The organism is Brevinema andersonii, from assembly GCF_900112165.1.
Classification (GTDB): domain Bacteria; phylum Spirochaetota; class Brevinematia; order Brevinematales; family Brevinemataceae; genus Brevinema; species Brevinema andersonii.
The window spans coordinates 85,123-112,073 of record NZ_FOKY01000002.1; the positions used below are offsets into that span (position 1 = coordinate 85,123).

The 26,951-nt window shown below is 35.6% G+C and carries 26 protein-coding genes and 2 tRNA genes; 15 read left to right on the forward strand and 13 right to left on the reverse strand.

What is annotated here, in order from left to right; genetic code table 11:
• Positions 1-151 precede the first annotated feature (151 nt).
• A complete protein-coding gene (locus BM018_RS02845; protein WP_092318419.1) occupies positions 152-910 on the forward strand; it encodes a PTS sugar transporter subunit IIB in 759 nt (252 codons plus the stop codon).
• A 6-nt stretch (positions 911-916) separates the two neighbouring features.
• On the opposite strand, the gene BM018_RS02850 is transcribed toward BM018_RS02845, so the two are convergent.
• From BM018_RS02850 to BM018_RS02870, 5 genes are all read right to left on the reverse strand, one after another.
• Positions 917-1,345: a hypothetical protein gene (locus BM018_RS02850; protein WP_092318421.1), complete on the reverse strand. Its 429-nt coding sequence runs from the start codon at positions 1,343-1,345 to the stop codon at positions 917-919.
• A gap of 63 nt (positions 1,346-1,408) precedes the next feature.
• Complete coding sequence (locus tag BM018_RS02855) at positions 1,409-2,065, reverse strand: acylneuraminate cytidylyltransferase family protein (RefSeq protein ID WP_092318423.1); 657 nt, start codon at positions 2,063-2,065, stop codon at positions 1,409-1,411.
• A 41-nt stretch (positions 2,066-2,106) separates the two neighbouring features.
• Positions 2,107-3,033 carry a hypothetical protein gene (locus BM018_RS02860; protein ID WP_092318425.1) on the reverse strand — a complete coding sequence of 309 codons (927 nt, stop codon included), beginning with the start codon at positions 3,031-3,033 and terminating at the stop codon, positions 2,107-2,109.
• A gap of 9 nt (positions 3,034-3,042) precedes the next feature.
• The gene (locus BM018_RS02865) at positions 3,043-3,690 is read right to left on the reverse strand and encodes a hypothetical protein (protein ID WP_143280388.1); all 648 of its coding nucleotides are present in this window, start codon (positions 3,688-3,690) and stop codon (positions 3,043-3,045) included.
• A gap of 126 nt (positions 3,691-3,816) precedes the next feature.
• Complete coding sequence (locus BM018_RS02870; protein WP_092318429.1) at positions 3,817-5,310, reverse strand: carbon starvation CstA family protein; 1,494 nt, start codon at positions 5,308-5,310, stop codon at positions 3,817-3,819.
• 218 nt (positions 5,311-5,528) lie between these two features.
• Between BM018_RS02870 and BM018_RS08135 the strand changes: the two genes are divergently transcribed.
• The 7 genes from BM018_RS08135 (at position 5,529) to BM018_RS02900 (ending at position 12,072) form a co-directional block, all read left to right on the forward strand.
• Positions 5,529-5,651: a hypothetical protein gene (locus tag BM018_RS08135; protein ID WP_268751004.1), complete on the forward strand. Its 123-nt coding sequence runs from the start codon at positions 5,529-5,531 to the stop codon at positions 5,649-5,651.
• A 67-nt stretch (positions 5,652-5,718) separates the two neighbouring features.
• The gene (locus BM018_RS02875) at positions 5,719-6,831 is read left to right on the forward strand and encodes an ABC transporter ATP-binding protein (protein WP_092318431.1); all 1,113 of its coding nucleotides are present in this window, start codon (positions 5,719-5,721) and stop codon (positions 6,829-6,831) included.
• A complete protein-coding gene (locus BM018_RS02880; RefSeq protein ID WP_092318433.1) occupies positions 6,831-7,748 on the forward strand; it encodes an ABC transporter permease in 918 nt (305 codons plus the stop codon). The genes BM018_RS02875 and BM018_RS02880 overlap by 1 nt, the downstream gene beginning before the upstream one ends.
• Positions 7,738-8,511, forward strand: coding sequence for an ABC transporter permease (locus BM018_RS02885; RefSeq protein ID WP_092318435.1), 774 nt, complete (start codon positions 7,738-7,740; stop codon positions 8,509-8,511). The genes BM018_RS02880 and BM018_RS02885 overlap by 11 nt, the downstream gene beginning before the upstream one ends.
• A 10-nt stretch (positions 8,512-8,521) precedes the next feature.
• On the forward strand, positions 8,522-9,538 hold the full coding sequence (locus BM018_RS02890) for an ABC transporter substrate-binding protein (RefSeq protein WP_092318437.1): 1,017 nt from the start codon (positions 8,522-8,524) through the stop codon (positions 9,536-9,538).
• A gap of 374 nt (positions 9,539-9,912) precedes the next feature.
• Positions 9,913-9,996, forward strand: a tRNA-Leu gene (locus tag BM018_RS02895).
• Between the two features lie 1,563 nt (positions 9,997-11,559).
• The gene (locus BM018_RS02900; RefSeq protein ID WP_092318439.1) at positions 11,560-12,072 is read left to right on the forward strand and encodes a superoxide dismutase family protein; all 513 of its coding nucleotides are present in this window, start codon (positions 11,560-11,562) and stop codon (positions 12,070-12,072) included.
• A 46-nt stretch (positions 12,073-12,118) separates the two neighbouring features.
• On the opposite strand, the gene BM018_RS02905 is transcribed toward BM018_RS02900, so the two are convergent.
• Entirely contained in the window at positions 12,119-13,105 is a 987-nt protein-coding gene (locus BM018_RS02905; protein ID WP_092318441.1) for a hypothetical protein, read from the reverse strand.
• Positions 13,106-13,299: 194 nt separating this feature from the next.
• On the opposite strand from BM018_RS02905, the gene BM018_RS02910 reads away from it, so the two are divergent.
• Genes BM018_RS02910 through BM018_RS02925 form a run of 4 tightly spaced genes read left to right on the forward strand, consistent with a single transcriptional unit; the run spans position 13,300 to position 16,857 of the window.
• Entirely contained in the window at positions 13,300-14,250 is a 951-nt protein-coding gene (locus BM018_RS02910; protein ID WP_092318443.1) for a glycosylasparaginase, read from the forward strand.
• Between the two features lie 14 nt (positions 14,251-14,264).
• Entirely contained in the window at positions 14,265-15,557 is a 1,293-nt protein-coding gene (locus tag BM018_RS02915; RefSeq protein WP_092318445.1) for a PTS sugar transporter subunit IIC, read from the forward strand.
• 3 nt (positions 15,558-15,560) lie between these two features.
• Positions 15,561-15,860, forward strand: coding sequence for a PTS sugar transporter subunit IIB (locus BM018_RS02920; RefSeq protein ID WP_092318447.1), 300 nt, complete (start codon positions 15,561-15,563; stop codon positions 15,858-15,860).
• 1 nt (position 15,861) lies between these two features.
• Positions 15,862-16,857 carry an NAD(P)-dependent oxidoreductase gene (locus tag BM018_RS02925; RefSeq protein WP_092318449.1) on the forward strand — a complete coding sequence of 332 codons (996 nt, stop codon included), beginning with the start codon at positions 15,862-15,864 and terminating at the stop codon, positions 16,855-16,857.
• Between the two features lie 29 nt (positions 16,858-16,886).
• On the opposite strand, the gene BM018_RS02930 is transcribed toward BM018_RS02925, so the two are convergent.
• The 6 genes from BM018_RS02930 to BM018_RS02955 all read right to left on the reverse strand — a co-directional run bounded on the left by BM018_RS02930 (position 16,887) and on the right by BM018_RS02955 (position 21,565).
• Positions 16,887-16,960: transfer RNA gene (locus tag BM018_RS02930), tRNA-Arg, on the reverse strand.
• Positions 16,961-17,041: 81 nt separating this feature from the next.
• Complete coding sequence (deoC, locus tag BM018_RS02935; RefSeq protein ID WP_234945093.1) at positions 17,042-17,722, reverse strand: deoxyribose-phosphate aldolase; 681 nt, start codon at positions 17,720-17,722, stop codon at positions 17,042-17,044.
• 70 nt (positions 17,723-17,792) lie between these two features.
• Positions 17,793-18,914 (reverse strand): glycoside hydrolase family 3 protein, encoded by a 1,122-nt coding sequence (locus BM018_RS02940; protein WP_092318451.1) that lies wholly within the window; start codon positions 18,912-18,914, stop codon positions 17,793-17,795.
• 15 nt (positions 18,915-18,929) lie between these two features.
• Positions 18,930-20,099, reverse strand: a complete 1,170-nt coding sequence (locus BM018_RS02945) for a glycine C-acetyltransferase (RefSeq protein WP_092318453.1) — start codon at positions 20,097-20,099, stop codon at positions 18,930-18,932.
• A gap of 2 nt (positions 20,100-20,101) precedes the next feature.
• A complete protein-coding gene (locus tag BM018_RS02950; RefSeq protein WP_092318455.1) occupies positions 20,102-21,055 on the reverse strand; it encodes an NAD-dependent epimerase/dehydratase family protein in 954 nt (317 codons plus the stop codon).
• A 69-nt stretch (positions 21,056-21,124) separates the two neighbouring features.
• Complete coding sequence (locus tag BM018_RS02955; RefSeq protein WP_092318457.1) at positions 21,125-21,565, reverse strand: DUF302 domain-containing protein; 441 nt, start codon at positions 21,563-21,565, stop codon at positions 21,125-21,127.
• Positions 21,566-21,767: 202 nt separating this feature from the next.
• Between BM018_RS02955 and BM018_RS02960 the strand changes: the two genes are divergently transcribed.
• Positions 21,768-23,108, forward strand: a complete 1,341-nt coding sequence (locus tag BM018_RS02960) for an FAD-dependent oxidoreductase (RefSeq protein WP_092318459.1) — start codon at positions 21,768-21,770, stop codon at positions 23,106-23,108.
• Positions 23,109-23,221: 113 nt separating this feature from the next.
• The gene (locus tag BM018_RS02965) at positions 23,222-24,577 is read left to right on the forward strand and encodes an MATE family efflux transporter (protein WP_092318461.1); all 1,356 of its coding nucleotides are present in this window, start codon (positions 23,222-23,224) and stop codon (positions 24,575-24,577) included.
• Positions 24,578-24,580: 3 nt separating this feature from the next.
• On the opposite strand, the gene BM018_RS02970 is transcribed toward BM018_RS02965, so the two are convergent.
• Positions 24,581-26,047 (reverse strand): hypothetical protein, encoded by a 1,467-nt coding sequence (locus tag BM018_RS02970; protein WP_092318463.1) that lies wholly within the window; start codon positions 26,045-26,047, stop codon positions 24,581-24,583.
• 128 nt (positions 26,048-26,175) lie between these two features.
• Here BM018_RS02970 and murI point away from each other — a divergent pair, with 128 nt between their 5' ends.
• Positions 26,176-26,943: a glutamate racemase gene (gene murI, locus BM018_RS02975; protein ID WP_092318465.1), complete on the forward strand. Its 768-nt coding sequence runs from the start codon at positions 26,176-26,178 to the stop codon at positions 26,941-26,943.
• The last annotated feature ends 8 nt before the right edge of the window (positions 26,944-26,951 follow it).

The window sequence follows — 26,951 nt, forward strand, 5'->3', positions numbered from 1 at the left end:
GGAATTTGATTCTCCTCCTATTTTGTTATAGTATATAACAAAATAATTATAATATAATCTTCGATAGATGTCAATAATTTTTTAATCAGACCTATATAATTTTAATAAAATACCGAAAGACTATTACAAAAATTTCATAAGGGGGAATGGGATGGATAAAAAAAAATTAAATGTTCAATTTTTATCAACAATTCAAGATTTGATGTTATTTTTAGGGGGAGAAAAAAACATTCTCAAAATAGATAACTGCTTATCACGGATCAGAGTAACGCTAAGTAATATTAATATATGCGCAAATGATCAACTTTTTCTTAATCTCAATGCGAGCGGCATAGTACGTACCGGCAAGGAAATCCATCTTATATTTGGTCCTCAAAGCGCACTAATCAAACAAAATTTAGAAATTTTTAAAGAAACTTTGGAGGATCATGAAACTATTTTATTACTGCAAGCACTGCAAGGACCAGATAATATCAAAAATATAGAAATTATTAATAACATGTTAGTATTTCAATTATATAATAATGAAAATACTATGATTCCATATTATAATAACTTCTTTACATTGAAAACTCTAGAAAATAATAATATTATCACATGGAATGATCAGCATATATCTGCTCAAAATATTGTTGACCGTCTTCAATCTGCCATTAATTTTTGGGATTTTATTATTGCACAAAAAATTTATACTATACTGTCTGAAGAAAAAATCTTAAGCATACAAAATAATTCTTCTGAAGTCTTGATAGAAATACAAAATTCGGAACTAATATCTTTAGATCATTTAAAAAATATAGGACTGACAGTAAAAATATACCCAGAGGAAAATATTATTTCGATTATATACACACGTACTGCCAATCTCAAAGAAATACTAATAAAAACAATGTATACTTTAAAAATTTAAGAAAAACTACTTACCTTCGAACCGAGTGTACCAACGCACCTGATATACAGGAGTTTCAAATAAACTACCTTGAATATTATCAGGAATTTTAATTGTAAAGGCAGAACTAGTCGCTGAAGTCCCAGAATCTTGATCATTAATAAAATAACGGAAAATGCCTACTGGTTCCATATTATTAGAAATATTGGAAATACGCATATCTATTGTCAGCATATTTGAAGCAATAGTAGAATTAGCAGTATTTGGCACAAACACACCAGAAGTTTTTTTGAGATCTTTTAAAGCTTTTTCTAAAACTACATCCGGCAAATCCAAGCCTCTTCTAGATACACGAACACGAATAGTCAACATATTATCATTTATTTTCACATAATTTTTTTTAGCACATGCCGACGTAAAAAGTATAAAAAACATAAAATATGCTGTTTTTTTCATTAAATTTCCCCAAATGTCAAATTCCTTATTATATTAACACATATTAAAAAAAATCGCAAGATTTTAATTCTTATTTTTTATCAGTTGCTCCATTACAATCCAATCATAAGGCTCATCAAGTTCCACATAAGTTTCAGGAGCCATCTCATATAAGCCGATATTTCCTGATATAACCGCCTTTGAGCCGATTATCTGATTATAAGAAGAAATATAAAAAGCACCGTTCTCTACCAAAATACCCTTCCAATCTTGACGGCGTGGCTTATTATACAAATCATAATTAGGCACGCGTGTTTGTTCATCCCATATAAACCGATGCTGCCGCGTAACTGATAATACACTGTCATAACCTTGTTGAAATAACGCCCACCCTCCCATCAAATCTTCTGGAGATACCAAAGGGGATGTTGCTTGAATTAAAGTAACAGTTTCAAAAGAATACTGCTCAGCAAATTCCAATAAAACATCAATTGTAGGAGAAGTATCAGTCGATACCAGTTCAGAACGTCCAATAATTAACAACTTATCAGAAGCATATTCTTGAATAACCGTTTTAATTTCATCACTGTCAGTAGCCACAACAACAACTTCAATATACGGGCAAGCCACAGCAGCATCCAGCGCATAGTACGCTAAGGGTATGCCATTAAGCAGCTTGATATTTTTGAGTATAATCGATTTACTCCCACCTCTCAAAGGAAGAAAAGCTATATTTTTCATAAGCAAACCTATTTTGTATATTAGGATAAACAATTACCCTTTTATAAAGTATCCATCTCAGAAACTTTGACAACACGTAATTCATGAGTGCCATTTTCTTTTACAATGCAAATAACTACTTCATCATCAGAATGTGCAGCAACATAATGTTTCGTATGCGATAATGATAAAGGAGTAGTCGGTGGAACAGGGGTATCTATAGTGGTTGTAAATGTCAATTCATCAGCATGCAATTCTTCATAAAAAGGTCGAAATGCTTCAATTTGTTTGTGATATTTTGCATAAAATTCTTTAGTCAATGTACTGGTATAAGCACCTTGAAGTCCATATACTGTATCATGACTAGGACCCCCATGAGTAAAACCAGTATTATGGAGCAGCTCGTGAAAAATAACACCGCTTAAATAGCCTTCTTGGAGATATCCGCCTTCATTCCAATACTCCCTGTCAGGAAATGCAATCCAAGACCATACACGAAATGCTGGATTGAAAAAATCTTCAAGATATATTGACTGACCAACAACCCCAACAGCAGCAGCGCCAGCGCTAATATTCTGCTTGGCAATCGTAAAAGGAAACACTCTATAACGCACAATATCCAAAAGACGCTGCGGATCCAAATAATCACCTACAGCTAAAGTGCGTTGACCGTCTCTTGAAGTGACAGCACGAGCCGAACGGTATGTTCCTTTAAGTACATTTGTCGCAAATTCTGGAGTGTTGATCGTAAAGCGAAGCAAATCTAAATGCCTTAACATTCTTCTTTTTTCATGGACATCTAATGTCTTTCCAGCCGTACGGACATCAAATCCCCGAAAATGAACATTCCAAAAAGGATATGTTTTTGCTTTTTGGTCTAAAGAATAGGAAAATTGTTCCCCTACCATCAAATCCGAAGGTGTTTTAGGTACTGCCGAACATGCAGTGCCAGACACTACAATGACAAAAATAATAAACTGTTTTTTCATTTCCACACCTTAAAATTTTGAACCGAATTCAAATCCTATTTGCAGTCCATCGATACTGACTCCTGAAGCACTCCCGTTAATAAGATATTCTGCGCGGGTAGAAGCATGCCGCCAAGGATAGGAGGCATAAGAAATATAAGAAGTTAAGAATAATTTTTTATTAATAGGAACTTCCAAAGCAAGCCGCCCTTTGAAACCGAAAAGACCAACTGACGTAGACAGTGAACTCAATTGACTAATAGGAGCCGTTCCTACAATTCCCAAATTTCCACCAGTGACAGCCATCGAAAAATAAACTTCTGTACTAAAACGAACCCCTTTTTTACCAATAGGTGTTCGTATACCTGTCCCAATATCAAATACACCCATAACCCAACCTGTAGATTCAAGCATAGCTTGCATACGAAACATAGCACCCCGTCTGCCTTGTAGATCATATCCTAATCCAATGGACAATCCCATACCTGCTGAACCAGTTTTCCAAACATCAAATTGTCGGGCATACCATGTGCGATTCACCTGAAAAGTCGCCAATTCAGCAATAGGTGCATTTTGAACAAGCATCGCGGTTAGTATTGACAGTCTATGCTGAACACGCCTTTGAGCTTGGGGTCTGGGAGTTGCGGGGGTTTGTTGGGTATATATAGGAATGACCATAAAAAAACTTAATACTACTGTTAATAATATATGTTTTATAACACCTCTCCCTCATAAAAATAACATCATAGTATAACATATTTTTTCAAATTATACTATAATGTTATTGAATTTTTTTTAGAAAATCTAAGCAGACAAAGGTGTTCTGCTTTCTTTTTTGGATTTCCAATCAACCATGATATGCGCTACAGCCAAGCTAGCAAAACCGACAAAAATACCGATATTTCTGGATAAAGGCTGCGGCAAATTGAACCCGATCGGTGCCACCAAAATGTAAGCCACACAAACCGCTGTCATAAACGCTGCTGGAATTGTAGTCATGTAGTGCTTGGAAACCTGCCCAGTATGCGCAAAGTATCCTGTACCCATCCATAACGCAAAAGCTGCTAGAGTTTGATTGGACCAGGCAAAATAGCGCCACAATACGCCAAAGTCGACATAATTTAAAAGTATTCCTAATCCCATCAGAGGAAGCAGAACAACTAGTCTATTTTTGAAGGAAGATTGAGGTAAATGAAGGCTATCTGCAATAGTGAGACGCATAGAACGGAAACAGGTATCACCACTAGTAATTGGGCAGACAACAACCCCTAAAACAGCCAGAAACCCTCCAAAAACTCCTAAAAGGCTTAAAGAAACGGTATTGACGATCGCGCCAGGATTGTTAAGCGAGCCGGCTTGAAGCATAGCGCTTGCTGTAGCTACCGCCCCTGAATCCAAACCTTGAGCCGCCAACCATCCCGAGAAAAACGCCATCGGAACCGTAGCCCAAATCATTGCTAAAATTCCTTCCAAAATCATCGCCCCATAAAATGCAAAACGAGCTTGTTTTTCGTTAGCAACACAACGCGCCATCATTGGTGTTTGGGTAGCATGAAACCCACTACACGCACCACACGAAATCGTTAGAAAAAGAAATGGAAAAATTGCTGTACCTTCAGGATGCATGTTGGCAAAACCTTCAAATGGAATAGAATATCCTTTAGCAATCACCTGGACAATCAAGGCAATAGCTGTAAAAATCAAGATAGCTCCGAAAATCGGATAGAGAGGAGCAATAATTTTATCGATGGGAAGAAAAGCAGCAATAAAATAATAACATAAAATAGCATAGAAGAAAGTAGTGGTATTCATCCAAGAAGGAAGGTCAACGAAACTGGAAACGAGATTTTGCAGAATGGAAGCAGGACCTTTAGCAAAAATGACAGCTAATAACATCAACAGAACCAAAGAAAATCCGCGCATTACGACAAGTGGTACTGGTCCGAGATAGCGGCCGACAAGTTCACCGACAGACATACCGTTGTTGCGTATGGAGGTCATACCAACAATATAGTCGTGAACAGCTCCTGCAAAAATACAGCCAAATGCAATCCATAAAAACGCTGCAGGACCAAACAATGCACCGGAAATAGCTCCATAAATCGGCCCTAACCCGGCAATATTTAAGAATTGGATCATGAAAATACGCCATACAGGCAGTTTGACATAATCAACACCGTCAGCTAGTGCAACTGCTGGAGTGGGAGCGTCGGTTGGCGCGAGTACTTTTTCGACAATCGAGCCGTAAATTAAAAAACCTACCAGCAGCACAGCAATGCCCAAGAAAAAAAGAGTCATAGAACCCTCCTATAAAATCGATAATTCTTTAGTGATATTTTATTTTATTCATTCTTAAAGAAAATGTCAACAAATAAAAAAAAATATTCAGATAATCAAATTAACTCTATATCGGATAATAAATTATTTTAGATAATAAATATTGACAAAAAAAATAAAATATGTTAATGTAATATTACCGTTTTAATAAAAACGAGGTTTTAGCGTCGGAGGGTTTTATGGCCACTCTATGGCGTTCTGCCTGCTTTTATTATCTTCCTGTTCTTCCGGCATTTCTCTATCTTTCTCGATTGCTGCACTTTAACATTTTTCTTATGTGCCGTATCTCGGTTCAAATTTGATTTCATTATTTTTCTTAATAAGAGTAATAAGCTTCCTGATTGTCTATTTCATTTCAAGGATTTTATTATGTTAGATAACACTATTAGAATAAAAAATATCACTAAATCCTATAACGAACATCTGGTTTTAGATGATATCTCGCTTGACATTAATTCAGGCGAATTTTTTTCTCTACTAGGCCCCTCAGGCTGTGGGAAAACTACATTACTACGTATTATCGGAGGCTTCATCCAAGCAGATAAAGGTCTGGTATACCTTGGAAACAAAGAGATGACACTCACTCCACCTAACAATCGGCCCGTAAACACCATATTTCAAAAATATGCTCTTTTTCCTCACATGACTGTATACGATAATATTGCATTTTCTTTCAATGTAAAAGGAAAAAAAGCATCGTCATTCCACGATAAAATACTGGAATATGCCAAACTTGCCCGACTGGAAACCCATCTAAATAAATATCCTGCACAATTGTCGGGAGGGCAACAGCAACGGGTTGCGATTGCACGGGCACTTGCCAACGAACCGCGGGTACTTTTATTGGATGAACCACTTTCAGCACTCGACGCTAAACTCCGCCAGCATATGCTCCTCGAGCTCGACCGTATTCATGACGAAGTAGGAATTACATTCATCTTGGTGACACACGACCAGGAAGAAGCATTAAGCGTTTCTGATCGCATTGCTGTTATGAACGAAGGTCAAGTGCTTCAAGTAGGCACTCCGATCGAGCTGTACGAGACACCTGCGACACGCTTTGTGGCCGATTTTATCGGGGAAAATAACTTCATTCAAGGTTGCGTTACTGATATTCTCGATAAAAATCATGCAAAAATTATATCTGATATCGGAGAAATCATCATCGAACTCGATAAAAAAGCCAATCCTGGTCAGACAGTTATTTTGTCGATAAGGCCTGAAAAAATCGAAGTTCTCAAAAATAAACCCGAACTCCCTAACGAATGGCACAACCTAATCCGTGGAAAGATCGACGATGTTATTTATTCAGGCTTTCAAAGCAAATACTTCCTTAAAATGCCTGGTCATCATGCACTCATCAAAGCCTTCGAACAACATGATATCTTCTTCCAAGACGGCACGGAAGTTGTCCACTGGGACGAAGAAGCTTGGTTTTTATGGGATGCTGACGATTCTTATATTGTAGAGGTGTTAGATTAATGCAAAAATTAAAAGTATATGCATCACTTTACTTAGGTTGGATGATTTTATTTTTTATTATTCCTACGATACTTATTTTTTTGGTATCTTTCATGGAAAACCAGTCGTGGACTGCAATTACCGCTGTTATTCGGGATTTTCATCCTAATGTTAAAAACTTAGGTTGGCAGGAAGCAGCTCGCGATTTGTTTTCATCGCAGGTTTGGAGTGAAATGCGATTCAATTTTAATGCCTACAAAGAATTAATAGAACCACGTGTTGTTATTACAGTTGTAAGAACATTTTTTATTTCCATTATCGCTGCCTGTGTATGCGTTATTTTATCACTACCTTCGGCTTATTTTATCAACCAGTCACCTCTAAAAAGCTTCTGGTTGATGCTAATTGCCATACCGTTTTGGACAAATTTTCTTTTGAGAATCTATGCTTGGATTACCGTACTTGGCAACAATGGTATTATCAATTCTGTATTTATCAAGGCAGGAGTTGTCCACAAGCCTATCCAGCTTTTATATAATAATTTTTCTGTGATTATTATTTCTATTTATGTTGCACTGCCGTTTGCGATCATTCCGATTTTTTCTGCTATTGAAAAATTTGATTTTTCTTTGCTTGAGGCTGCAGAAGATCTTGGAGCAACACCATGGCAGAGTTTCTGGAACGTCTTTCTACCCAATATCAGAAACGGTATATTGTCTGCATCTGTGTTTGTATTTATCAATACATTCGGTAACTATGCAGTTGCCAAACTAGTCGGCGGACAAAGCTCATATGTACTGGGCACATTAGTTGCTCATAATGCTACAGTAGGTCGCAATATGCCATTAGCAGCTGCCATATCATCAGTTATCAGTATTTTAGCTTTGTTCTTGATGTTTGTCAATTCAGCACAAAAAGGAGCTAAATATGAAATCTAAAGCACTTAATCTTATAATCTTCATTTTTACTATGCTTACTTTTTATATTCCCATCCTTACTATGATAGTATTTTCAATTAACAGCGGCAAATCAGCTGTATGGGAAGGATTTTCTTTAAAATGGTATTTATTATTATTTAGTGGCTCTCCCAAAATCTGGAATGCATTAGGAAATAGTATATTGATCGGTGTTTTATCATCCTCTGCATCTACTTTAATTGGCACGTTAGGAGCATGGGCTATCTGGCACAGGTCGCTGAAATGGCGTAAATTTCTTTTGTCATTATCCTATATGCCACTTATGCTGCCGGACCTCATTATTGGAATTTCTTTACTGACTTTATTTGTGATGCTTAGTTTTCCATTAGGTTTAGGTACCATATTTATTGCTCACACAACAATGAATATTCCGTTTTCGCTGTTGCTGATTCTATCGGTGCTGGAAGAAAGCGATTTATCGATCCTTGAAGCGGCAAAAGATCTTGGAGCCAATGAATTCCAAACATGGACAAAAATCTTATTGCCAGTGATTGCACCGGGATTGACAGCATCATTTTTTCTGACCTTGATGCTGTCATTAGATGATTTTGCGATTACATTCTTTGTTTCAGGTTCTGGATCGACAACACTGCCGATGTTTGTTTATTCTTCTATACGCTTTGGAGTATCACCAGCACTTAACGCGCTGTCAGTACTGATCGTCGGTGTTTCGCTGATTGTTTTTTCATTTAACAAAAAAATCGGGCGTATGCTCATAAAATAAGGAGGCATCTATGTCAAAAAAATGGTTGGGAATATGTTTTTTCATTTTATCCTCGTGCGGCTCAAAGCAGCAAATATTGAGAATATATAACTGGATTGACTATATTTCTCCCGAAATCTACAAGCAGTTCGAACAGGAAACCGGTATCCGTGTTCTCGAAGATGCCGTCACCTCAAGCGAGGAAATTTATGCCAAAGTCAAAGCAGGAGCTTCGAATTTCGATCTGATCGTGCCGTCGCTTAATTATGCAACGATTATGATAGAAGAAGACTTGATAGCTTCAGTTGATAAAGCAGCTATACCAAACATAACTAATGTTGAACCCTTTATTTTAGAAGAACTAAAAACAGTTGATCCCGGACAGGATTATATTATGCCTTTTGTTTTTGGCCCAACGGTTATAGCATACGATACCTCAGTTATTCAAGAACCAGTCAAAGGATTTGAAATTTATGAAAATCCTAATTATAAAGGGCGCATGATGATGCTTGGTGAAATGCGCGAAGTTATGTCTTCAGCTCTGCTAATTACAGGACATCAGCCTGGTGATTACTATCCTCAAGCCATGAACGATGCAGAAAATTTAATAAAAAAGTGGAAGCAAAATATTTTACGTTTCGATTCAGATTCCTTTCAAGTGGCCTATGCCAACGGAGAAGTTGACGTCGTACAAGGATATATTGATACCATTTGGCCATCGCTTGGTGAAGAACGGCGCAAAGTAACAAAATTTGTCATTCCCGACAAAGGCGCAATGGCATGGATTGATACATTTTTAGTCCTAAAAAATGCTCCTAATAAAGATGCTGCTATGAAATTTATTAATTTTATCCACCGGCCTGATATTTATGCAAAACTAGCTGATTATTGGGGAATTAATTCCATTAATATACCAGCACGTTCTCTTATGGAAACTCAACCTCTGATATCTTATAAAGAGATGAAAAGAACGACTCTTCTGAAAGATATCGGTAATGAAGCCTTAGGCGTACAGTCGCGAGTATGGGAAAACATTCAAGCCAAATAATTTTAGTTTGAATTTGCTTAAATACGAACTCATTGAAAAATTATCATTCTGCACTGGTATTTTAAGTTCTTTAACTCCTAAATACCAGTGCAGATATTTTTATACAAACTACGATTTCATCAAGAAATAAAACATAATATTTGCATCTGTATAATAAATAAAAAACTCCCCTATTCTCATAATATTGATGATTTTTAACTGAAAATGATATAAGTGCATGGGATCCTATAGGTATTAAAAATAATGCCATTTGATCGTTAGAAATACTTATTATATTCTTAAATTTAGATCTTATTTTATGATGATATACTATTTAAATTTAATTTTAAATAGGTTCTTGACAAAAAAATATCTTTCTGCTAGAATAAATACAGGCTCGAGTGGCGGAATTGGTAGACGCAGCAGACTCAAAATCTGCCGCCCTTACGGGTGTATGGGTTCGACCCCCATCTCGAGTAATTATTAAAGATTAAATCTTTCAAACCGAGATTTAATCTTTTTTATTCTTATATACTATTTCCAGCTTATACTTTTACTACTGAAATATCAAGAACTTTTCGAAAAGTTCTGTTTGGCGTACTCATATTAAAGAAGATTTCACCGTTGTATCCTATGATATCTGCTATTTTTTAAGCTAATTCTGAAATATAAAGTTCACAATTTGCCCCCTATATTCAGGCTCACTAACATACTCAGCATTAGTAAAATTATCAGAATACGTGCATTCATAAGAGGCTGCTCATTCTTCACAAAACCATTTCGGAAAGATTGTTAATTTCGCCTCACGGAACCGACAGATCCATATGCAATGAGACAATGCGAATTTCTAGATCATAATTGTCATTTGGACCATAAAATTTCGATAACATCACATAAAAATCCCTAGCTACAAAATAATATTAACACCCCCTTCCCCCAAAAATATATGATAAATTCCTAAGGGTTGGTTTTAATGTTTAGCAAAAGAAAAAATATTTAGAAATTATAAAACTATTAATTAAAAAAAATCCACCGGAATAGAAAACTTCCTGCCCATCACAATTTTCTTCCTATTTGTATCAAAAAGAAACCTTAATATTTCCCATGTCCAACCAAGAATACTACAATCCAATACGAAAGACAATGAATCACTAAGAATTTTTCTATTTTGCTATGAAAAGTACCATGAAGTAAGTTAGAACGAAAAATATTTTTACTTTACAAACTCACAACAATAAATTTGTTATAAGTTTTTATCAAATAGCAAGCTATATCTAATAATTTTACACTTGCAAAAATAACAGAATATCCAATTGATAAAAAAATCACATTATGATACAATAAAAATTAAGGAGGTTATAAGTTAAAAATATTTAGGAGAAATCATATGAAAAAATTACTAATAGGAGTTATTTTTACACCAGCTTTGCTACGCACAACCAAAAGAACTCCCTACATTCCTTACTATTATTACCGGGATTGAAGGAGTTTCATACCTCAAGGATCTTGGAGATTCATCTATCCCTGTCGTATTAAAAAAAATGTTCCTGTTTCAATTACTGCTATAGAATTAACTTTAGGTTTTCCTAAAATATACTTTTACTGACAAGTTAATTTTCCTCATATTACTATGGTAATAAAGGATTTAATCGATCCACAGGGATATACGAGATATTTTTTAATAGCAGAAAAGATACTTGTATATTCTGCATAGGATATTCAATAAGCACTTGCCCTTAATGCATGCCTCGGTGCTAAATATAACATTACCAAAAATACTGATTTCACTCGAGAGTCTTCATCAGGATTATCGCTGTTAGAAGAATCTTATAGTAACCCTCAAACAGGCCTCGAAATAAACAGTTTCTTAAAATATAATTTCTACCGTCACTTTGGTTTTGTATTAGGTGCATATTTGGTGTTATCTCTTGCTCACATATAAATATATGTCTAGATTAAATAATAAAATAAATCCTATATTCCGTCATGGACTTTCACTAGGACTTATTTTTTAAATCAAATAACATAAAAGGAGACATACTATGAAAAAAATATTTTTTATCATTTTATTCGTAACAGTTCAATGCGGAACTCAACAGTCATTAACTGCACCCATATATCAATTGACAAAAACAGGTACAGGACAAAAAGTTGGTTCTATCACAGTTTCACAAGCAGGAAAAGAAATTGCCATTAAAATAGTTGCTTCGAACCTGCCTCCTGGGTATCATGGATTCCACTTACATGAAACCAATACATTAACACCTTCCGAAAAAGACGGAAAAATTGTTGTTGGAGGCAATGCAGGTGGACATTGGGATCCTGATAATACGGGATTTCATGGAGGGCCTGATGGTAACGGACATCGTGGAGATCTTCCGCAATTAGAAGTTAACCCTGATGGGTCTGTGAGCCAAACAATAAAAAATAAAAAAATCACCCTTAATGACATTAAAGGGCGCTCTCTTATGATTCATGCACATCCTGATAATTTTTCGGATCATCCGGAACCATTAGGAGGAAGTGGCGCTCGTTTGTATGCAGCACCTTTTTAACACATACCTAATTAAATTCACCGGCCTTAACCGGTGAATTATTTTTTTAAAATCTAAATACGGTTTCCAAATTGACACCATGACCATCAGGACTTCCAACATATTCAATTGATAATCCTAACTCCCGCATAAACATAAATTGCATGCCTACTACAAAGTTAACAGGAAATTTCACCAGATCCACTAAATAGGTTTTAACAAGCCCACCTGTAATTTTAGTTAAATCAGTTCCTTTCGTGGCATCAAACATTTCCACACGTTGGACACCAGCATGAGCAGTAAATACACCATTATAACTATAGCCTATTCTAGGTGCAAAATACATGATCGGCTTCTCTACAAAACCGATAACATTATTATGCCTATCATCCAAACGCACGTATCCACCTGACATCATAAACGAAAAAAAGAAGCCTTTATATCCTAACAACAAATTCAATCCGGCTAATGTAACAAAGCCATCTAAAGAGTTGCTAAGTTTGCCGACAGGGATCGTCATAGAATTCCAAGTACCGCCTTGAATTATGCCTGGAATTGTCGGAATATTAATCGGCTTCACAAAAGGCACTGTAGCATCCCCAACATCTGTTGTCTGCTCAACCTTAAGATATGCCCCTAAAGCAAAAAGCTGCAAAAACGGCAGCAAAAATATATCGACTTTCGCTCCTACTGTATGAGTTTTAGTATGCACAGTACCAGCTGATAGCAGCCATTCCCTCTGGCCCCTGCCTAAAATAGAAGAGAGACCTGAGATCTTATCACCAAACTCCCCTTTGAAACCTTTAATTCGATATGTTTCCTCGACATAATTATAAATTAAGGATACACCTATAGGATTAGGCAGACTTCCTACCGGGATTTTCAACTGCTTCTGCAACATAGGCAAATGTTTTGCTGTAGCTGAAGGCTTGGTAGGAATTAAAAACTTTGTCTCTATCACAGGGACTTCAGACAGTTTTGTATTCGTTTGAGAATACATCAGTGATATATTACACACCACAAAAAAAGAACTAAAAAATATTCGAAATTTCATAAAGATACCTCAATACTATCCTTTGAAAAATAAAAAAATGCGTAATACCATATCGATTTTTGAATTTTATACAACTTTTGAGTCTGTATTAACATAAGGAGTTTTAATTTTAATAGAACTTTTTGTTTGTAGAAAATGAAAAGCTATGCTATAATTAAGAAATATAAAACAATAATAGCATGGAGACATATCCGATGAATTATACAATTATCGGCACATGGCGTATGTCTTTAGAAGGAATACAAGCAGGAGCTCAACTACTGTCACAGGGTGGGACAGCAGCCGATGCTGTTGAGCTTGCTATTAAAATAACAGAAGACGAACCATACTACAAATCAGTAGGTTTTGGTGGCCTGCCTAATGAACATGGCGAAGTGGAATTGGATGCCGCTTTTATGGATGGGGATACTTTATCTATTGGAGCATTAGTTGGCGTACAAGATATTGCTAATCCTATTATGCTTGCCCGGAGGTTGTCGCAGGAAAGATTTAACAGTTTTCTGGTAGCAAGAGGAGCAGAAAGTTTCGCTCAAAAAGAAAATATTGAAAGAAAAAATATGCTCACGGACAGAGCAAAACGTACTTGGGAAAAGAGAGTAAAAGAAATTTCTGACAAAAATATTTCACCTTATGACGGTCATGATACTGTAGGCATCATTGCGCGCGACAATTATGACTCGATGGTAGCAGGAGTTTCTACAAGCGGACTCTTCATGAAAAAAAGTGGACGTATAGGCGATTCGGCACTTCCAGGTTGCGGATTTTATGCCGATTCCGATTTCGGGGCAGCAGCAGCAACCGGTTTGGGCGAGGATCTTATGAAAAAACCTCTCTGCTATGAAATTGTTCGTTCGCTTGAATTGGGCTACTCCTTACAGGAAATAATGGATAAAATTCTGTTTAATTTCGAAGTACGCCTCAAACAAAAATACTCAAAAGCTGGTGCTATGTCGCTTATTGGCATAGATGCTCATGGAAACTGGAACATCGCCACTAATTGCGAATTTTCTTTTGCTGCAGCTACTCAAGATCTACCTGCAACAGTTTTTCTGGCCAACAAAAAAGACCTTCATACTGTTTACGAAGCTGCCACACCAGATTGGCTGAATGCTTACTTAGAACGCATACATAAACCTATAGATTAAGGAGAACTCTTCACATGAACAAAATATTAGACAAATTTATGGCTTTCGCAACTAAGATCGCAGCTCAACGGCATCTTGCAGCCATTAGAGACGGATTTATTTCATTTATTCCTTTTCTCATTATAGGATCTATATTCATTATTCTACAGGATTTTCCACTGCCTGGATATTACGAATGGACACACAAAGTTTTCGGTGACGGATTTTATCAATTTATTATCTTGCCTAAACGTTTCACTTATGATATTATGTCTCTTTTCGTAGTAATTTTTATTGCCAATAGATTAGGACAATCCCTAAAAGTAGACGGATTATATGCTGGTATTATTAGTTTGATATCATTTATGCTGCTTACTCCCATAACAACCACTATTACTCTAGATGGACAAATAATTGAAGTAGATCGTGTCATTACAATTGGAGGCTGGTATGGTAGCAATGGCTTATTTGTCGCTATCCTTACAGCGCTCGGAATCACAGAACTTTATGCATGGTTTATCCGCAAAAATATTATCATCCGTATGCCAGAAGGTGTTCCTCCTGCAGTAAGCCGGGCTTTTTCTGCCCTCATTCCTGGTTTTGTTATTATGAGCTTGGTGCTAGCTGTTCGTGGTCTATTTATGCTGACTCCATTTGGCAATATCCATGAAATGATTTTTACTTTTGTTGCAGCTCCTTTATCACGTATGGTCGCTAATAATTTATGGGGAGCTATCGGTACAGTTTCTGCAATTTCAGTGCTGTGGATGCTAGGGCTTAACGGAGGTGCTATTGTCAATGGTGTTATGCGTCCATTTTGGCTGCCACTCCAAGATGCCAACCTCCAAGCTATTCAAAATGGCCAGCTCCCTCCCAATATTATTACAGAACAATTTTTTGATATGATTCATATTGGAGGAGCCGGCGCAACACTTATTGTTGCCGCTATCCTGGCAATACGAGCTAAATCTAATCAATACAAAGAAATAGGAAAATTATCTGTATTACCCGGATTATTCAATATTAATGAGCCTATTTTATTTGGCATTCCTATTGTACTGAACCCCTTTACATTTATACCTTTAGTACTTGGTCCTGTGGCTATTTGTATTATTAACTATTTACTAATGTATACCGGAATTGTAGCAAAACCTACTGGTATCATTGTTCCGTGGCCAACACCTCCTATTTTACAAGGATTTCTCATCACAGGAGACATTAGCGGTGGTTTAATGCAATTATTAGATATGATCGTCGTAGGTTTGATTTGGATGCCGTTTATCAATATATTAGACAACAAAAAAGTAAAAGAAGAAAAAGGAGAGTAGTTTATGCATATTATCTTAGCATGTTTTGCAGGTATGTCGACGAGCTTACTAGTGAAGAAAGTCGAAGATGCAGCAAAAAAACGATCCCTTGATCTGACTATTCATGCTTTACCGGTTTCTTCGAATCCATCAGATTTTGAAAATGCAGATATAGTCCTTCTTGGACCACAAGCTCGTTATATGACAGAAGAATTACAAAATAATCTTCCTAATATTCCCATTGCATCTATTCCAATGGATGTTTATGGCAGTATGAACGGTGATAAAATTCTTGATTTAGCACTGTCCATCATTCAAAAATAATATGGCTGTAAAATTAATATGTTTTGGCGTACGACCTGTAGAAGTGAACTATTTTGAAGAGTTAAATAAAAATTTTAATTACGAATTGACACTTGTCTCAGAGCTGCTTTCCCCGAAAAACACTAGCTTAGCACAAAAACATGATGCTGTATTGCTTAGAGCAAACTGTTTTGCAGATGAAACTATTCTTAACAAATTTGCTTCTTATAATATCAAATATTTGTTAACACGAACTGTAGGGTATAATCATATTGACATAGAATATGCACGAAATTTAGGCATCAAAATGGCATATGTACCCTATTATTCACCAAATGCTATTGCAGAATTAGTCATTAGTATGAGTATGAATTTTCTTCGCCATCTCAGTTATACAACTCATAGGACTCAAGCTGGAAATTTTACCATTGATGAAATTATGTTTTCAAAAGAGATCCGATCATGTACTGTAGGCATTATTGGCATGGGAAAAATAGGCTTGACTGTTGCACGTTTATTTCAAAGTTTAGGGGCTTCAGTAATAGGTCACGATCCTTCACCCAGCATAGAAGCACAACAATATTCTTTGTTACCTCTGGATGACATTTTATTACAATCTGATATTATTACATTACACTGTCCTTACATTCCTGACAAGAATTATCATTTCATTAACGAAGATTTTCTTAAAAAAATGAAAAAGGGATCGATTCTGATTAATACAGCCCGCGGAGAACTTCAAGACATTAATGCCATTATTAAGAGTTTGAAAAGTAACCATTTAGGATATTTTGGAACAGATACTATTGAAGATGAATCTCAGATTTTTTTTCAAAACTGGAAGGATCAAATAATACCTAACAAAGATATTAGTATATTGATGGATTTATATCCGCAAGTGCTAATCACACCACATATAGGTTCCTACACACAAGAAGCTTTGACTAATATGATCCAGATTTCTTATCAAAATTTACAAGAATTATTAAACAATAGTCCTTGTTCTAATGAATTGTAAAAAATCCCTTATTTTTATAAGGGATTTTTCGTGCCTATTAGGAGTCGAACCTAAGACCTTTGGAACCGCAATCCAATGCTCTATCCAGCTGAGCTATAGGCACTTATTGATAATATTATACCATCAAAAAGACTTTATTGTCAAGATAATTTTTAAATTTTGATTTTAAAAATTATCTCTTTTTTTAATATATTGAGTCAACAGAACTTATTTTTTCTATTATTGCTATAGAATTGCTAGTACCCAAGCGATCCGCACCTGCTTCAATCATATTTAACGCATCATCATAAGTACGAATACCTCCAGAAGCCTTAACTTTCATAACATTACCACATAAGGATTTCATCAATTTAACACGTTCCATAGTAGCTCCACTCGTACCAAAACCCGTGGATGTTTTAATAAAGTCTGCTCCTGCATCTAAACATATCTCACTGATAATTTTAATTTCATTATCCGTTAAATAACATACTTCCAAAATTACTTTAACTAAAGCTCCTTGTGAATGGCTTGCTAAAACTGCTTGTTCTATATCATAACGACATTCTTCTAGCATATTAGCCCGTAAAAGTCCGATAGGCATAACCATATCGATTTCATCAGCACCTTTACCGATAGCATCAATAGCCTCGCTGACTTTGATAGCGGTTGTTGTAGCACCCAAAGGAAAGCCTACAACTGTACATACTTTTACATCTGATTGCTTTAGAATACGTGACGCTAAAGGCACATACATAGGATTCACACATACACTAGCAAATTGATACTGTTGCGCTTCATGGCAAATTCTTTTAATATCTTGTGGCAATACATCAGCTTTTAATAAAGTATGATCTATCATAGAAGCTAACTGCATTTGAGTCATATAGCATTTCCTTTCTTTGATTGATTAACATTATAATTCTTTTTTCATTAAAATTCAAGTAAATCGATATTTAATATAGCTTTTCCTTTTTCAGCCTCATTACACGAAGATATGCTTGATCAATAGCATCTTGAGAAATTTTTCCATTTTCTACATTTTTACGCACTAAAGAAACCGCATCATCAGCAAAATCCTTATAATAAGGACCTAAATTGTTAGCATACATGACAATATCCACTCCAGCATTAATAACGGATACTAAAATTTCTTCCAAAGAAAGTTTTTGTCCATTAATCGCACCCATATTAAGATCATCAGTAATGACAACACCTTGAAAACCCAAGTCTTGACGGAGCATCTTTTGAATAAAATTTTGCGATAAAGAAGCAGGATATTTTTGATCAATCCGGCGATCGATCAAATGACCTACTAAAACTGTTTCATTGTATCCTTTTTTAATCAGCTCTTCATACGGGTATAATTCTATCTTATCGTAAGTTTTGGTAATATCGACCAAGTCTTCATGTGAATCCTCAACAGAGCTGCCGTGCCCGGGAAAATGTTTCAACGACGTAATAATTCCCTCATCCTGATGCCCCAATACAAAAGCATAAGCTTGATCTGCCACAACTACAGGATCAGCTGAAAAAGCTCTCCCTAATTTACCGATAATAGGATTTTCAGCATTGATATCAACATCAACAGTAGGCACATAATTCCAGTTAAAACCATATTTTTTAAGCATTTCAGCAATTTTTCGCGACTCATGGTAAGTAATATTTGTATCATTTTTTTCTCCTAATTCCTTTGGGGATGGAGGCGTATAAAAACCATTATTACTGTTAAGCCGAGCTACCTTACCACCTTCTTCATCTACAGAAATAAATAATTTAACATAAGCCAAATCTTGTAGTTCTTGATTAAGTTTTTTAACCTGATCAGGAGAAATAATATTAGCACGTTCCTGAGGATTGCTGCGATTAAACAAAACCACACCACCAATATGTAAATCCTCAATATAGTGCCGGATTTCCTCATTGACATCACTACCATAAAAACCAAGCATCAACATTTGGCCTATTTTGAAATCAAGAGGGATATTTTCATAGTCATCAATCCAGCGATTATCAAAAACATGCTGCTTTGGGAAGCTGCATGTAGTCAATAATAAAAAAAATAAATATTTTTTCATAATCTCCCCCCAATTCTAAAAATTCAATTCATTACGGATTTCACTAAAAGCTCTAACAACATATTTGAGTTGCTCTCTTGTATGCCCTGCACTGATCATTGCTCTAATGCGGGCTGTGCCACGCGGCACTGTAGGAAAGACAATAGCAGATGCATAAATTCCTTTATCAAATAATTTCTTGCTGACTTCCAAAGCTTTTGCCTCTTCCCCGATATGAATCGGTGTAATAGGAGTTTGGGTTTTGCCAATCGAAAAACCGGCATTTTGGATTTCTTTCTGAAAAAACAGCGTATTATCCCATAATTTTTGTGTATATTGATCACTCTCTTCCAACATAGTAAGCGCTTCGATTACCGCTGCAACACATCCAGGAGGTAACGCCGTACTAAATAAAACCGGACGCGCACGGTGATTCATCCATTCATAAAGACTTTTTGAACCAGCAATATACCCACCGATTACGCCAATCGCCTTCGACAAAGTGCCAACAATAAGATCCACTTGCTTGTGCATACCAAAATAATCAATAGTTCCACGTCCATGTTTTCCAAGAACTCCAGAACCATGAGCATCATCAATATAAGTAAGAGCATCGTAATTCTTAGCAATATTAACCAGATCTTTAAGGGGAACAATATCTCCATCCATAGAAAATACACCATCACTAATGATCAATACTTTTTGATATTTATGACGTTCCGATTTGAGAATTTCTTCTAAGTGATTCATATCTGCATGACGAAAAACACGACGAGCAGCCTTACTTAAGCGCATACCGTCAATAATACTAGCATGATTCAACTCGTCACTAAGAATCAAATCATTCTCATCTGTGATTGCCGCAATAGCACCCATATTACAGTTAAGTCCTGATTGAAAATGATGCACATATTCTTCGTTTTTGAATTGAGCCAAACGTCGATCTAATTCTTCATGCAGATCTGAATTGCCATTAATAGTTCGAACAGCCCCTGCACCAACTCCATATTTTTCTATTGCTTCGATATTGGCACGCTTAAGCCGGGGATGATTCGCAAATCCCAAATAATTATTAGAACAAAGATTGATAACTTCTTTCCCATTGACAATCTCTAAAGCTTCATTAGGTCCTTCCAAAACATTAAGTGCACGAAAAACACTGTCTTTTTTCAAACCGTCTACTTTTGATTTCAGAAAATCAGACATTATCAGACCCCTATTTTTTCTTTTAAATGAGAAATCATTACTCGGGTTGTTGCTTCAAGATTATAACGCGGAGAAAATCCCCATTCTTCCTGCGCTGCAGAAGTATCCAACGACTTCGGCCAACTGTCAGCAATTTTCTGCAGTACCGGATTGATTTCATAATTAATTCTAAAGTTAGGAATATATTTTTTTATTTCCTCCGCTATTTCCTTAGGTGAAAAACTCATTGCTGATACATTAAATGCATTCCGATGCTTAAGCTTAGTAGGATCTGCTTCTATTAATTGTACTATGGCTTCCAATGCATCATCCATATACATCATATCCATACAAGTATCTTGACGTAACGGGCATCGATAAACACCTGATTGAAGTGCCTGGTAAAAAATATCTACCGCATAATCGGTTGTTCCACCCCCTGGAGGAGCTTTATAAGAAACCAAGCCAGGAAAACGCACACCACGAGTATCCACATTAAACCGTTCAAAATAGTAGTCACATAAAAGTTCACCGGATAACTTACTGATTCCATAGATTGTTGAAGGCCGCATAATAGTATCTTGAGGCGTACATTTTGAAGGAGTACCTGCTCCAAAAACCGCAATAGAGCTAGGTGTAAAAATACCACATTGAAACTGTCGCGCTGCTTCTAAAGCATGATACAAACCAGTCATATTAATTTGCCAGAGTTTTTGAGGATTTGTTTCACCTGTTGCAGACAAAATAGCTGCTAAATGAATAATATAATTAATTTTACGTTTCTGTACTATGTTACAAAAATGATCAAAATCTAAAACATCAAGCTGTTCAAAGGATAAATCCTTAATAGCTTGATGTTTTAGATTAGATTCTCTATCAGAAATAATAACCTGATCCGCTCCATAGCGCTCAGACAAAAATAATGCTAATTCTGTTCCAATTTGACCCAATGCACCGGTAATTAGAAACTTCTTCATAAATTCCACCTTATAAAATTACATTATAAAGCATTTAGAAAATATGTCAATGTAGACTTCTTAACAAAATTACCGAATTGTTAATAATTTTTCCAAAAAATCAACCATTGCTTGAATTTTTGGCATTTGAGTTTTTGATAATTTATTTCTTTTAGCAATTTTTTTCATATCAAATGTCGAAATATAAGTGATATTATTCGAATCCTGGTATACAGCTACTTTAAGAGGCAAATCCAATACCCAAACAGGATTTTCCTGCATCAAAGAAGCGCCGACTTTAGGATTGCCAAAAATGAATACCACTCCAGGATTCATAGATAGGCCAGCTTTTTTAGCAGCGTCAGCCTGATCAATTTTCGCAAATATAGTAAAATTATTGCTCTTCAGTGTAGATTCGACAACTTTCAAAGTCTCTTCCAAAGAAACTGGGGATTCTTTTGTTAATACTTCTTGACTAAACATAGGAACCACCCACATCATAAAAAAAATATGTAATATTAGTTTTTTCATTTTATCCTCCTAAAAATAAACTTAATTTTACTCTAAATAAGAAAATAACACAAATTTCTTTTTTTCTAACTATTCAATAAAAAGCTACCTCTTATAAAAAACAAAAAAAATCTTGATATCACAATCATAGATAGATTATCTTAAATCACAAACTTTTTATAAATTTTTTAAAATTTAATGCCTATAGGCAAAGAGGATCAACATGCAACAATTTGACATTATTATTATCGGAAAAACCCCTGCAGGAATAGCAGCGGCTGTTGAAAATGCTCAAGCAGGAAAAAAGACATTAATTGTAGATTATGCTAATAGTAGTACTATAACTCTCCATGCAGCAAAAAAATCCATACAAATATTATCTAATTTGTCAAAAGAAAAAGACCCTCCCAAAGATACTTTCACAAAAGTACAATTACAGATACAACAAGATTATATCCAAGAATCCAAACGCTTGGAAGAAGAAAAAAATCTTTATATTATAAAAGATTCAGTGCAATTTATTTCGCCAACACAAATTTCCATAGGCTGTGATATTTTCACTGCTAAAAAATTTATTATTGCTCTAGAAAGTATCTTAGAAATTCCTGCTATTAATGGATTAGATACTATCTCTTATTTGACTTTTCAGAATTTTTTTCTTCAGAAATCCATCCCTCAATCAATTATTTTTATTGGATGTGGAGCTATTACATTGGAGCTTTCAGAAGTTTTAGCTCGGTTAGGATGTCAAGTTATCATATTAGAACAAAAAGAAAACATTTTTACAGATCCGAGAATTCAAAAAAATATACAAACTAAGCTTAAAGATGCCGGTATTAAGCTCATCACAGGAGCAACGATTACTCATGTAGAACCAGAATGTATTACTTACAAAAAACAGGATTCTCAATACACAGTAAAAGCAAAAAAAATCATGATTGCCGACAATTACATACCTGATATTGAACAATTGAATTTGAAAAAAGCAAACATAGAATATACAAAACAAGAAATTACTATCAACGAATATTTGCAAACTTCTCAAAAAAATATTTTTGCGGTAGGCTGTACAAAAAACTCAATAAATTCAGCATATGCATCCATTATAGAAGGGTACTTGGCAATATGGAATATTAAATTCCCCTGGCTGAAAAGAAAATCAGATTCCCATTGCCTTCCTCAAGCAATTGTTGAAGATTGGGAATATGCTTTCTGTGGTTTAGATGAAATACAAGCACTGCATAAATTCGGGAAGAATCTTAAAATATACGAATTAACGAATTTCCTTCCAGATACAGAACATGAATCCCTTATGAAAATTTTTTGCTACAAAGGATATATTGTAGGAGCTTGGTGCTTGGGAAATCATGCAAATAGTATTATTGATTTATTATATTTTATGCACACTATGAAAATTCCCCTTAAAAAAATAAGGCATACACTTCAAGAATTTCCATTAATAGGAGAAACACTATATACGTTGACTCGGACAGCAAGAAAAAAAATAAAATTGCACAAACTTTTAGTTAATTTTTTTAGAAAAAAATCCAGGTTAAAAGTTTAACTATTTAAATTATTAGAAATTAAAATTTGTTTTCAAAAAAATTAATTTTCTTAATTGCTTGATTTTTTGTAAAAAAGACTATTATAATAAATGAAATTCTTCAGAGGTGCATCATGCCCAGGCATGTCAAAGCATTAGCAAAACGAATTAATCCACTCGTATGGGGTATTGGACTGCCTGCTAGTTTACGGACGCTTTCTCAATATATCCAGCAGATCGTAGATACAATGTACATCGGCCAATACAACAGTGAAAGCTTAACGGCATTATCGTCCATTATCTTTCCATTTTGGACGATAGAATCACTATGGGTGGGGCTGTCTGCAGCAACTACCATTTTAATTGCTCAAGGCATAGGCGCTAAGCGTCATCATCAAGCCACTCAAACCGCTCAAACTACATTCTTTATTGCTTTTGTAATGGCAATTCTATATTTTTTTTTCTGGCAGAGTTCAGGTGAACGCATTGGCATCATCATGAGCCTTCAAGGAAAAGCACTAAATGATGCTTCTGATTATGTATATACTGTATCATGGCTATATTTGTTTCGATTTTTGCTTTTAGGGGCTCCTGCTTGTATTCTGGAAGCCCTTGGCAATACCCGGATCATTATGTTAGTCACCCTTGTACAAACCACTATCAATATTATTCTTGATCCCATATTTATTTGGGGATTTGGTAGCATTCCCGAATTAGGCATCAAAGGCGCTGCTCTTGCTACTGTTATTGCTGAATTTATCGGTGCTTCTATTCTGAGTTTATATTTTTGGCACCATAATTTCCTTAAAATTAAAACTTCTTCTTGGAATAAGCTCCATTTTTTTCTTATGCCACGCTTAAAACTTGGGATTCCCTGGGCAATCACTCAAATGATCTGGACAATATCTACATCTGTTGTAGTTTCGATGCTCAACAAAACAGTACTTTTTGGAGGAGCTGTTCTCAATATCGGACTATTACTGAGTGATATGAGTTATCGTGTACTTTACGGCTTCGATGTCGCCAATTTATCATTAATGGGACGCTCCTTCGGGGCAAAACGAAAAGACCGCATCTTAGCAACGCTACGTTCAATGTGGCAGGTCAAATGGCTTTTAGGAACCGTAATTATTGCTACTTTTTATTTATTCCGCACACCTATTATAGGTTTGTTCACAAACGACTCTTATCTCATTAACTCAACTGTTGATAACATGCTCTGGATCATAGCAATAATAATTGTTGCTATTCCTGTTGGCATCAATATGAGTACTCTAAATGCTATAGGTTATGGAAAATACAATCTTTTTATCAGTTTTTTTGTATCAAGTTTAAGAGTTTTTATTGTTTACTGGATGATTTTTTATATCAAATCAGGCATTAAAGGAGTATGGATTGCAATCCTCATTGAGGAGATATTACGTTTTATTTTAACATATATTGCTTATAACCGTATCCTCAAGAAATATTGGAAAAAATGGCAGCATTAAATTTTATTTATTTGCCTGACCTTGACGCCAAGTAAGTTCGTTTTCCCAGAGCTGATTATAATAATATCCTTTTTTGCTGAGCCAGATTTTTTTCTCATCAGGCAGAGGCACATACCGCCAAAAAACAAAACGCGCATCTTTTTCAAGTTTCTGCATACCTTGAGTTTCTTTAGTCATCCAGAGAAGATAATCATTAATAAAATGATGCCGTAGATCTCCTTTAAGCTTTGCAGACAAATAATATTCATAATAACGGCCCGTCAGACCTTCTTCCATCCAATAATAAGAAGCAATTTCTTTTGCTGCCTGCCACCTAAGATCTCCAACCGCAGACAATATAGAAACATCAGGCATACGTGTAAAAATTGGCAATGCAATCCTGCCTCGTCCAAACTGTTTATTATTACTATCAAGCGGTTCCCAACATGCTCCGATTGTACCATATCCAGGAACCAAAATAATATATGGAGGAATATTTAATGTTTCTCCTTTATAAGTACGATTAAATGCTTCTGGATCCAATTCTAACCAATATTGGAGTTTTTTCTTCACAACATTGCGAAATAGGTAATCTCTCGATTCCTTGGGCATCACACTGGAACTTAAAAAAGGAAATTGATTTCCTTGTTTGCCTACGGTCATTTTTGCCATTTGGCGAACCGCTTGTACTTCACGACTGATAACTTCAGCCCCCACAGAAAATGACCCTGCTGCTAATACAGGTTCTTCCTCGGCAAGCGCATCTTTAATTTGCTCATGAGCCTTTGCAATAACACGCACAGAAGCTATCATATCCTTATGCAATCTTCGGATATCTTTTTGTATCGCAGACAAATCATCTACCATCTTTATTTGTTCCGGTGAAAACATGCCTTCAATACCTAATTCTTCATCTTTTGACAGCTCTTGCAAATGTTCCGCTATGTTCGCTAAACGCTTAATACATTCTCGGCGTTCAAGGAAAAAACGATTATAACGTTCCCTTTCAACATGCATTAATGATTCTGCTTTTTCACGTTTTGCAGATATCTGCCCCAGCAACACAGATGCGGATTTAGGTTTACTTTCGGTTTCATCTGTTGCGGAAGCTTTAATATGACCTTCAGCAATGCCTTGCAGCCACTCATCCACAAAAAATATCGTCTCATTAGCATAATCCACTGGTGTTAACGGCTGTTCTAAAATAAATTTTTGATCCTCAGGAGTAAGGTACCGGAGGTCCACCAAACCATAACGTAAAAATAAACGCTTGGCATTGCTCAAACTAGGTCCTACTTTCAGTGCAATGCGACCATATAAGTCCCAAAACAAATCTGTAAATTGATCTTTTAAGATCCTTTTATCTTCTTTATCAACAGCAGTTTCAAATTTTTGTTTTACGTTCAGGAAACGCTCCACAAATGTAGGATCTTCACCAAGGAGGAGTTTTTTTAGATAACTCGATTCTGGAAGTGCTTCAAATATGCCCACAATCCACCTCTTGTTTTGATTGTTCTATTATTAAAATTCTAAACTAAAATAATTCAAGTGTCAAATATTGACGAAATAATATAATTCGCTTAAAATATAAGAGCTTAATTTTCGAAAAAGGTTGAATAATGGCATTTACAGGTATTTTTGATTCAGGTCTTGGTGGTCTGACTATCCTCAAAGCCTTGCAAGAACAGTTTCCAAACGAAGAATTTGTCTATTTGGCAGATAATAAAAATCTCCCTTACGGAAATAAATCATGCAGTCAAATTCAAGATTTTGCCTTAAAAAACGCCCGCTTCCTTACCAGCCTCGGCGAATGTAAAGGTTTGATTATCGCATGTAACACCGCTAGCATCTCAGCCCACAGCCTGTTGACAAAATTACATAAAATACCTATAATAGAAATGGTAGATCCGACAATTAAGGAGTTATTTGAGGAGACAGGTATGCCCACTAAAGTAGGAATTCTAGCCACTTCCTTTACCACTTCTTCAGAAGCTTACAAACAAAAAATACAAAAGCGAAGTCCAGGAACCAAAGTTCATCAAATTGCTTCACCTCATTTGGTTCCGCTGATCGAAGCAGGTGATGAAAAACAACTACAATCATGTTTAGTACAATATTTTTCGATGTTTAGAGACAACATAGAAGTTGTAATTTTGGGCTGCACGCATTACAGTTTAATAAAATCTCTCATTCAACAACTATATCCGAGAATCACACTCATCGATTCACCGAAAGCGGTAATAAAAGAATTTAATCATAATATTGCTATATCGTCTAACAGCTTCCCTAGAACTACTTTTTTTTGTACAGAGCATAACACTTTATGGCAGACATTATCAGATAATATCCTAGGTATTTCTTGTTCATGGAATGTCACAAAAATTTAGCCCACAAG

Coding starts and splice junctions, on each gene's coding strand:
- BM018_RS02860 (WP_092318425.1), bottom strand. CDS start 3,033: ATGAAAAAACAGTTTATTATTTTTGTCATTGTAGTGTCTGGCACTGCA.
- BM018_RS02960 (WP_092318459.1), top strand. CDS start 21,768: ATGCAACAATTTGACATTATTATTATCGGAAAAACCCCTGCAGGAATA.
- BM018_RS02870 (WP_092318429.1), bottom strand. CDS start 5,310: ATGACTCTTTTTTTCTTGGGCATTGCTGTGCTGCTGGTAGGTTTTTTA.
- BM018_RS02885 (WP_092318435.1), top strand. CDS start 7,738: ATGAAATCTAAAGCACTTAATCTTATAATCTTCATTTTTACTATGCTT.
- BM018_RS02905 (WP_092318441.1), bottom strand. CDS start 13,105: ATGAAATTTCGAATATTTTTTAGTTCTTTTTTTGTGGTGTGTAATATA.
- BM018_RS02850 (WP_092318421.1), bottom strand. CDS start 1,345: ATGAAAAAAACAGCATATTTTATGTTTTTTATACTTTTTACGTCGGCA.
- BM018_RS02900 (WP_092318439.1), top strand. CDS start 11,560: ATGAAAAAAATATTTTTTATCATTTTATTCGTAACAGTTCAATGCGGA.
- murI (WP_092318465.1), top strand. CDS start 26,176: ATGGCATTTACAGGTATTTTTGATTCAGGTCTTGGTGGTCTGACTATC.
- BM018_RS02845 (WP_092318419.1), top strand. CDS start 152: ATGGATAAAAAAAAATTAAATGTTCAATTTTTATCAACAATTCAAGAT.
- BM018_RS02950 (WP_092318455.1), bottom strand. CDS start 21,055: ATGAAGAAGTTTCTAATTACCGGTGCATTGGGTCAAATTGGAACAGAA.
- BM018_RS02920 (WP_092318447.1), top strand. CDS start 15,561: ATGCATATTATCTTAGCATGTTTTGCAGGTATGTCGACGAGCTTACTA.
- BM018_RS02945 (WP_092318453.1), bottom strand. CDS start 20,099: ATGTCTGATTTTCTGAAATCAAAAGTAGACGGTTTGAAAAAAGACAGT.
- deoC (WP_234945093.1), bottom strand. CDS start 17,722: ATGACTCAAATGCAGTTAGCTTCTATGATAGATCATACTTTATTAAAA.
- BM018_RS02875 (WP_092318431.1), top strand. CDS start 5,719: ATGTTAGATAACACTATTAGAATAAAAAATATCACTAAATCCTATAAC.
- BM018_RS08135 (WP_268751004.1), top strand. CDS start 5,529: ATGGCCACTCTATGGCGTTCTGCCTGCTTTTATTATCTTCCTGTTCTT.
- BM018_RS02925 (WP_092318449.1), top strand. CDS start 15,862: ATGGCTGTAAAATTAATATGTTTTGGCGTACGACCTGTAGAAGTGAAC.
- BM018_RS02915 (WP_092318445.1), top strand. CDS start 14,265: ATGAACAAAATATTAGACAAATTTATGGCTTTCGCAACTAAGATCGCA.
- BM018_RS02855 (WP_092318423.1), bottom strand. CDS start 2,065: ATGAAAAATATAGCTTTTCTTCCTTTGAGAGGTGGGAGTAAATCGATT.
- BM018_RS02965 (WP_092318461.1), top strand. CDS start 23,222: ATGCCCAGGCATGTCAAAGCATTAGCAAAACGAATTAATCCACTCGTA.
- BM018_RS02955 (WP_092318457.1), bottom strand. CDS start 21,565: ATGAAAAAACTAATATTACATATTTTTTTTATGATGTGGGTGGTTCCT.
- BM018_RS02880 (WP_092318433.1), top strand. CDS start 6,831: ATGCAAAAATTAAAAGTATATGCATCACTTTACTTAGGTTGGATGATT.
- BM018_RS02910 (WP_092318443.1), top strand. CDS start 13,300: ATGAATTATACAATTATCGGCACATGGCGTATGTCTTTAGAAGGAATA.
- BM018_RS02940 (WP_092318451.1), bottom strand. CDS start 18,914: ATGAAAAAATATTTATTTTTTTTATTATTGACTACATGCAGCTTCCCA.
- BM018_RS02865 (WP_143280388.1), bottom strand. CDS start 3,690: ATGGTCATTCCTATATATACCCAACAAACCCCCGCAACTCCCAGACCC.
- BM018_RS02890 (WP_092318437.1), top strand. CDS start 8,522: ATGTCAAAAAAATGGTTGGGAATATGTTTTTTCATTTTATCCTCGTGC.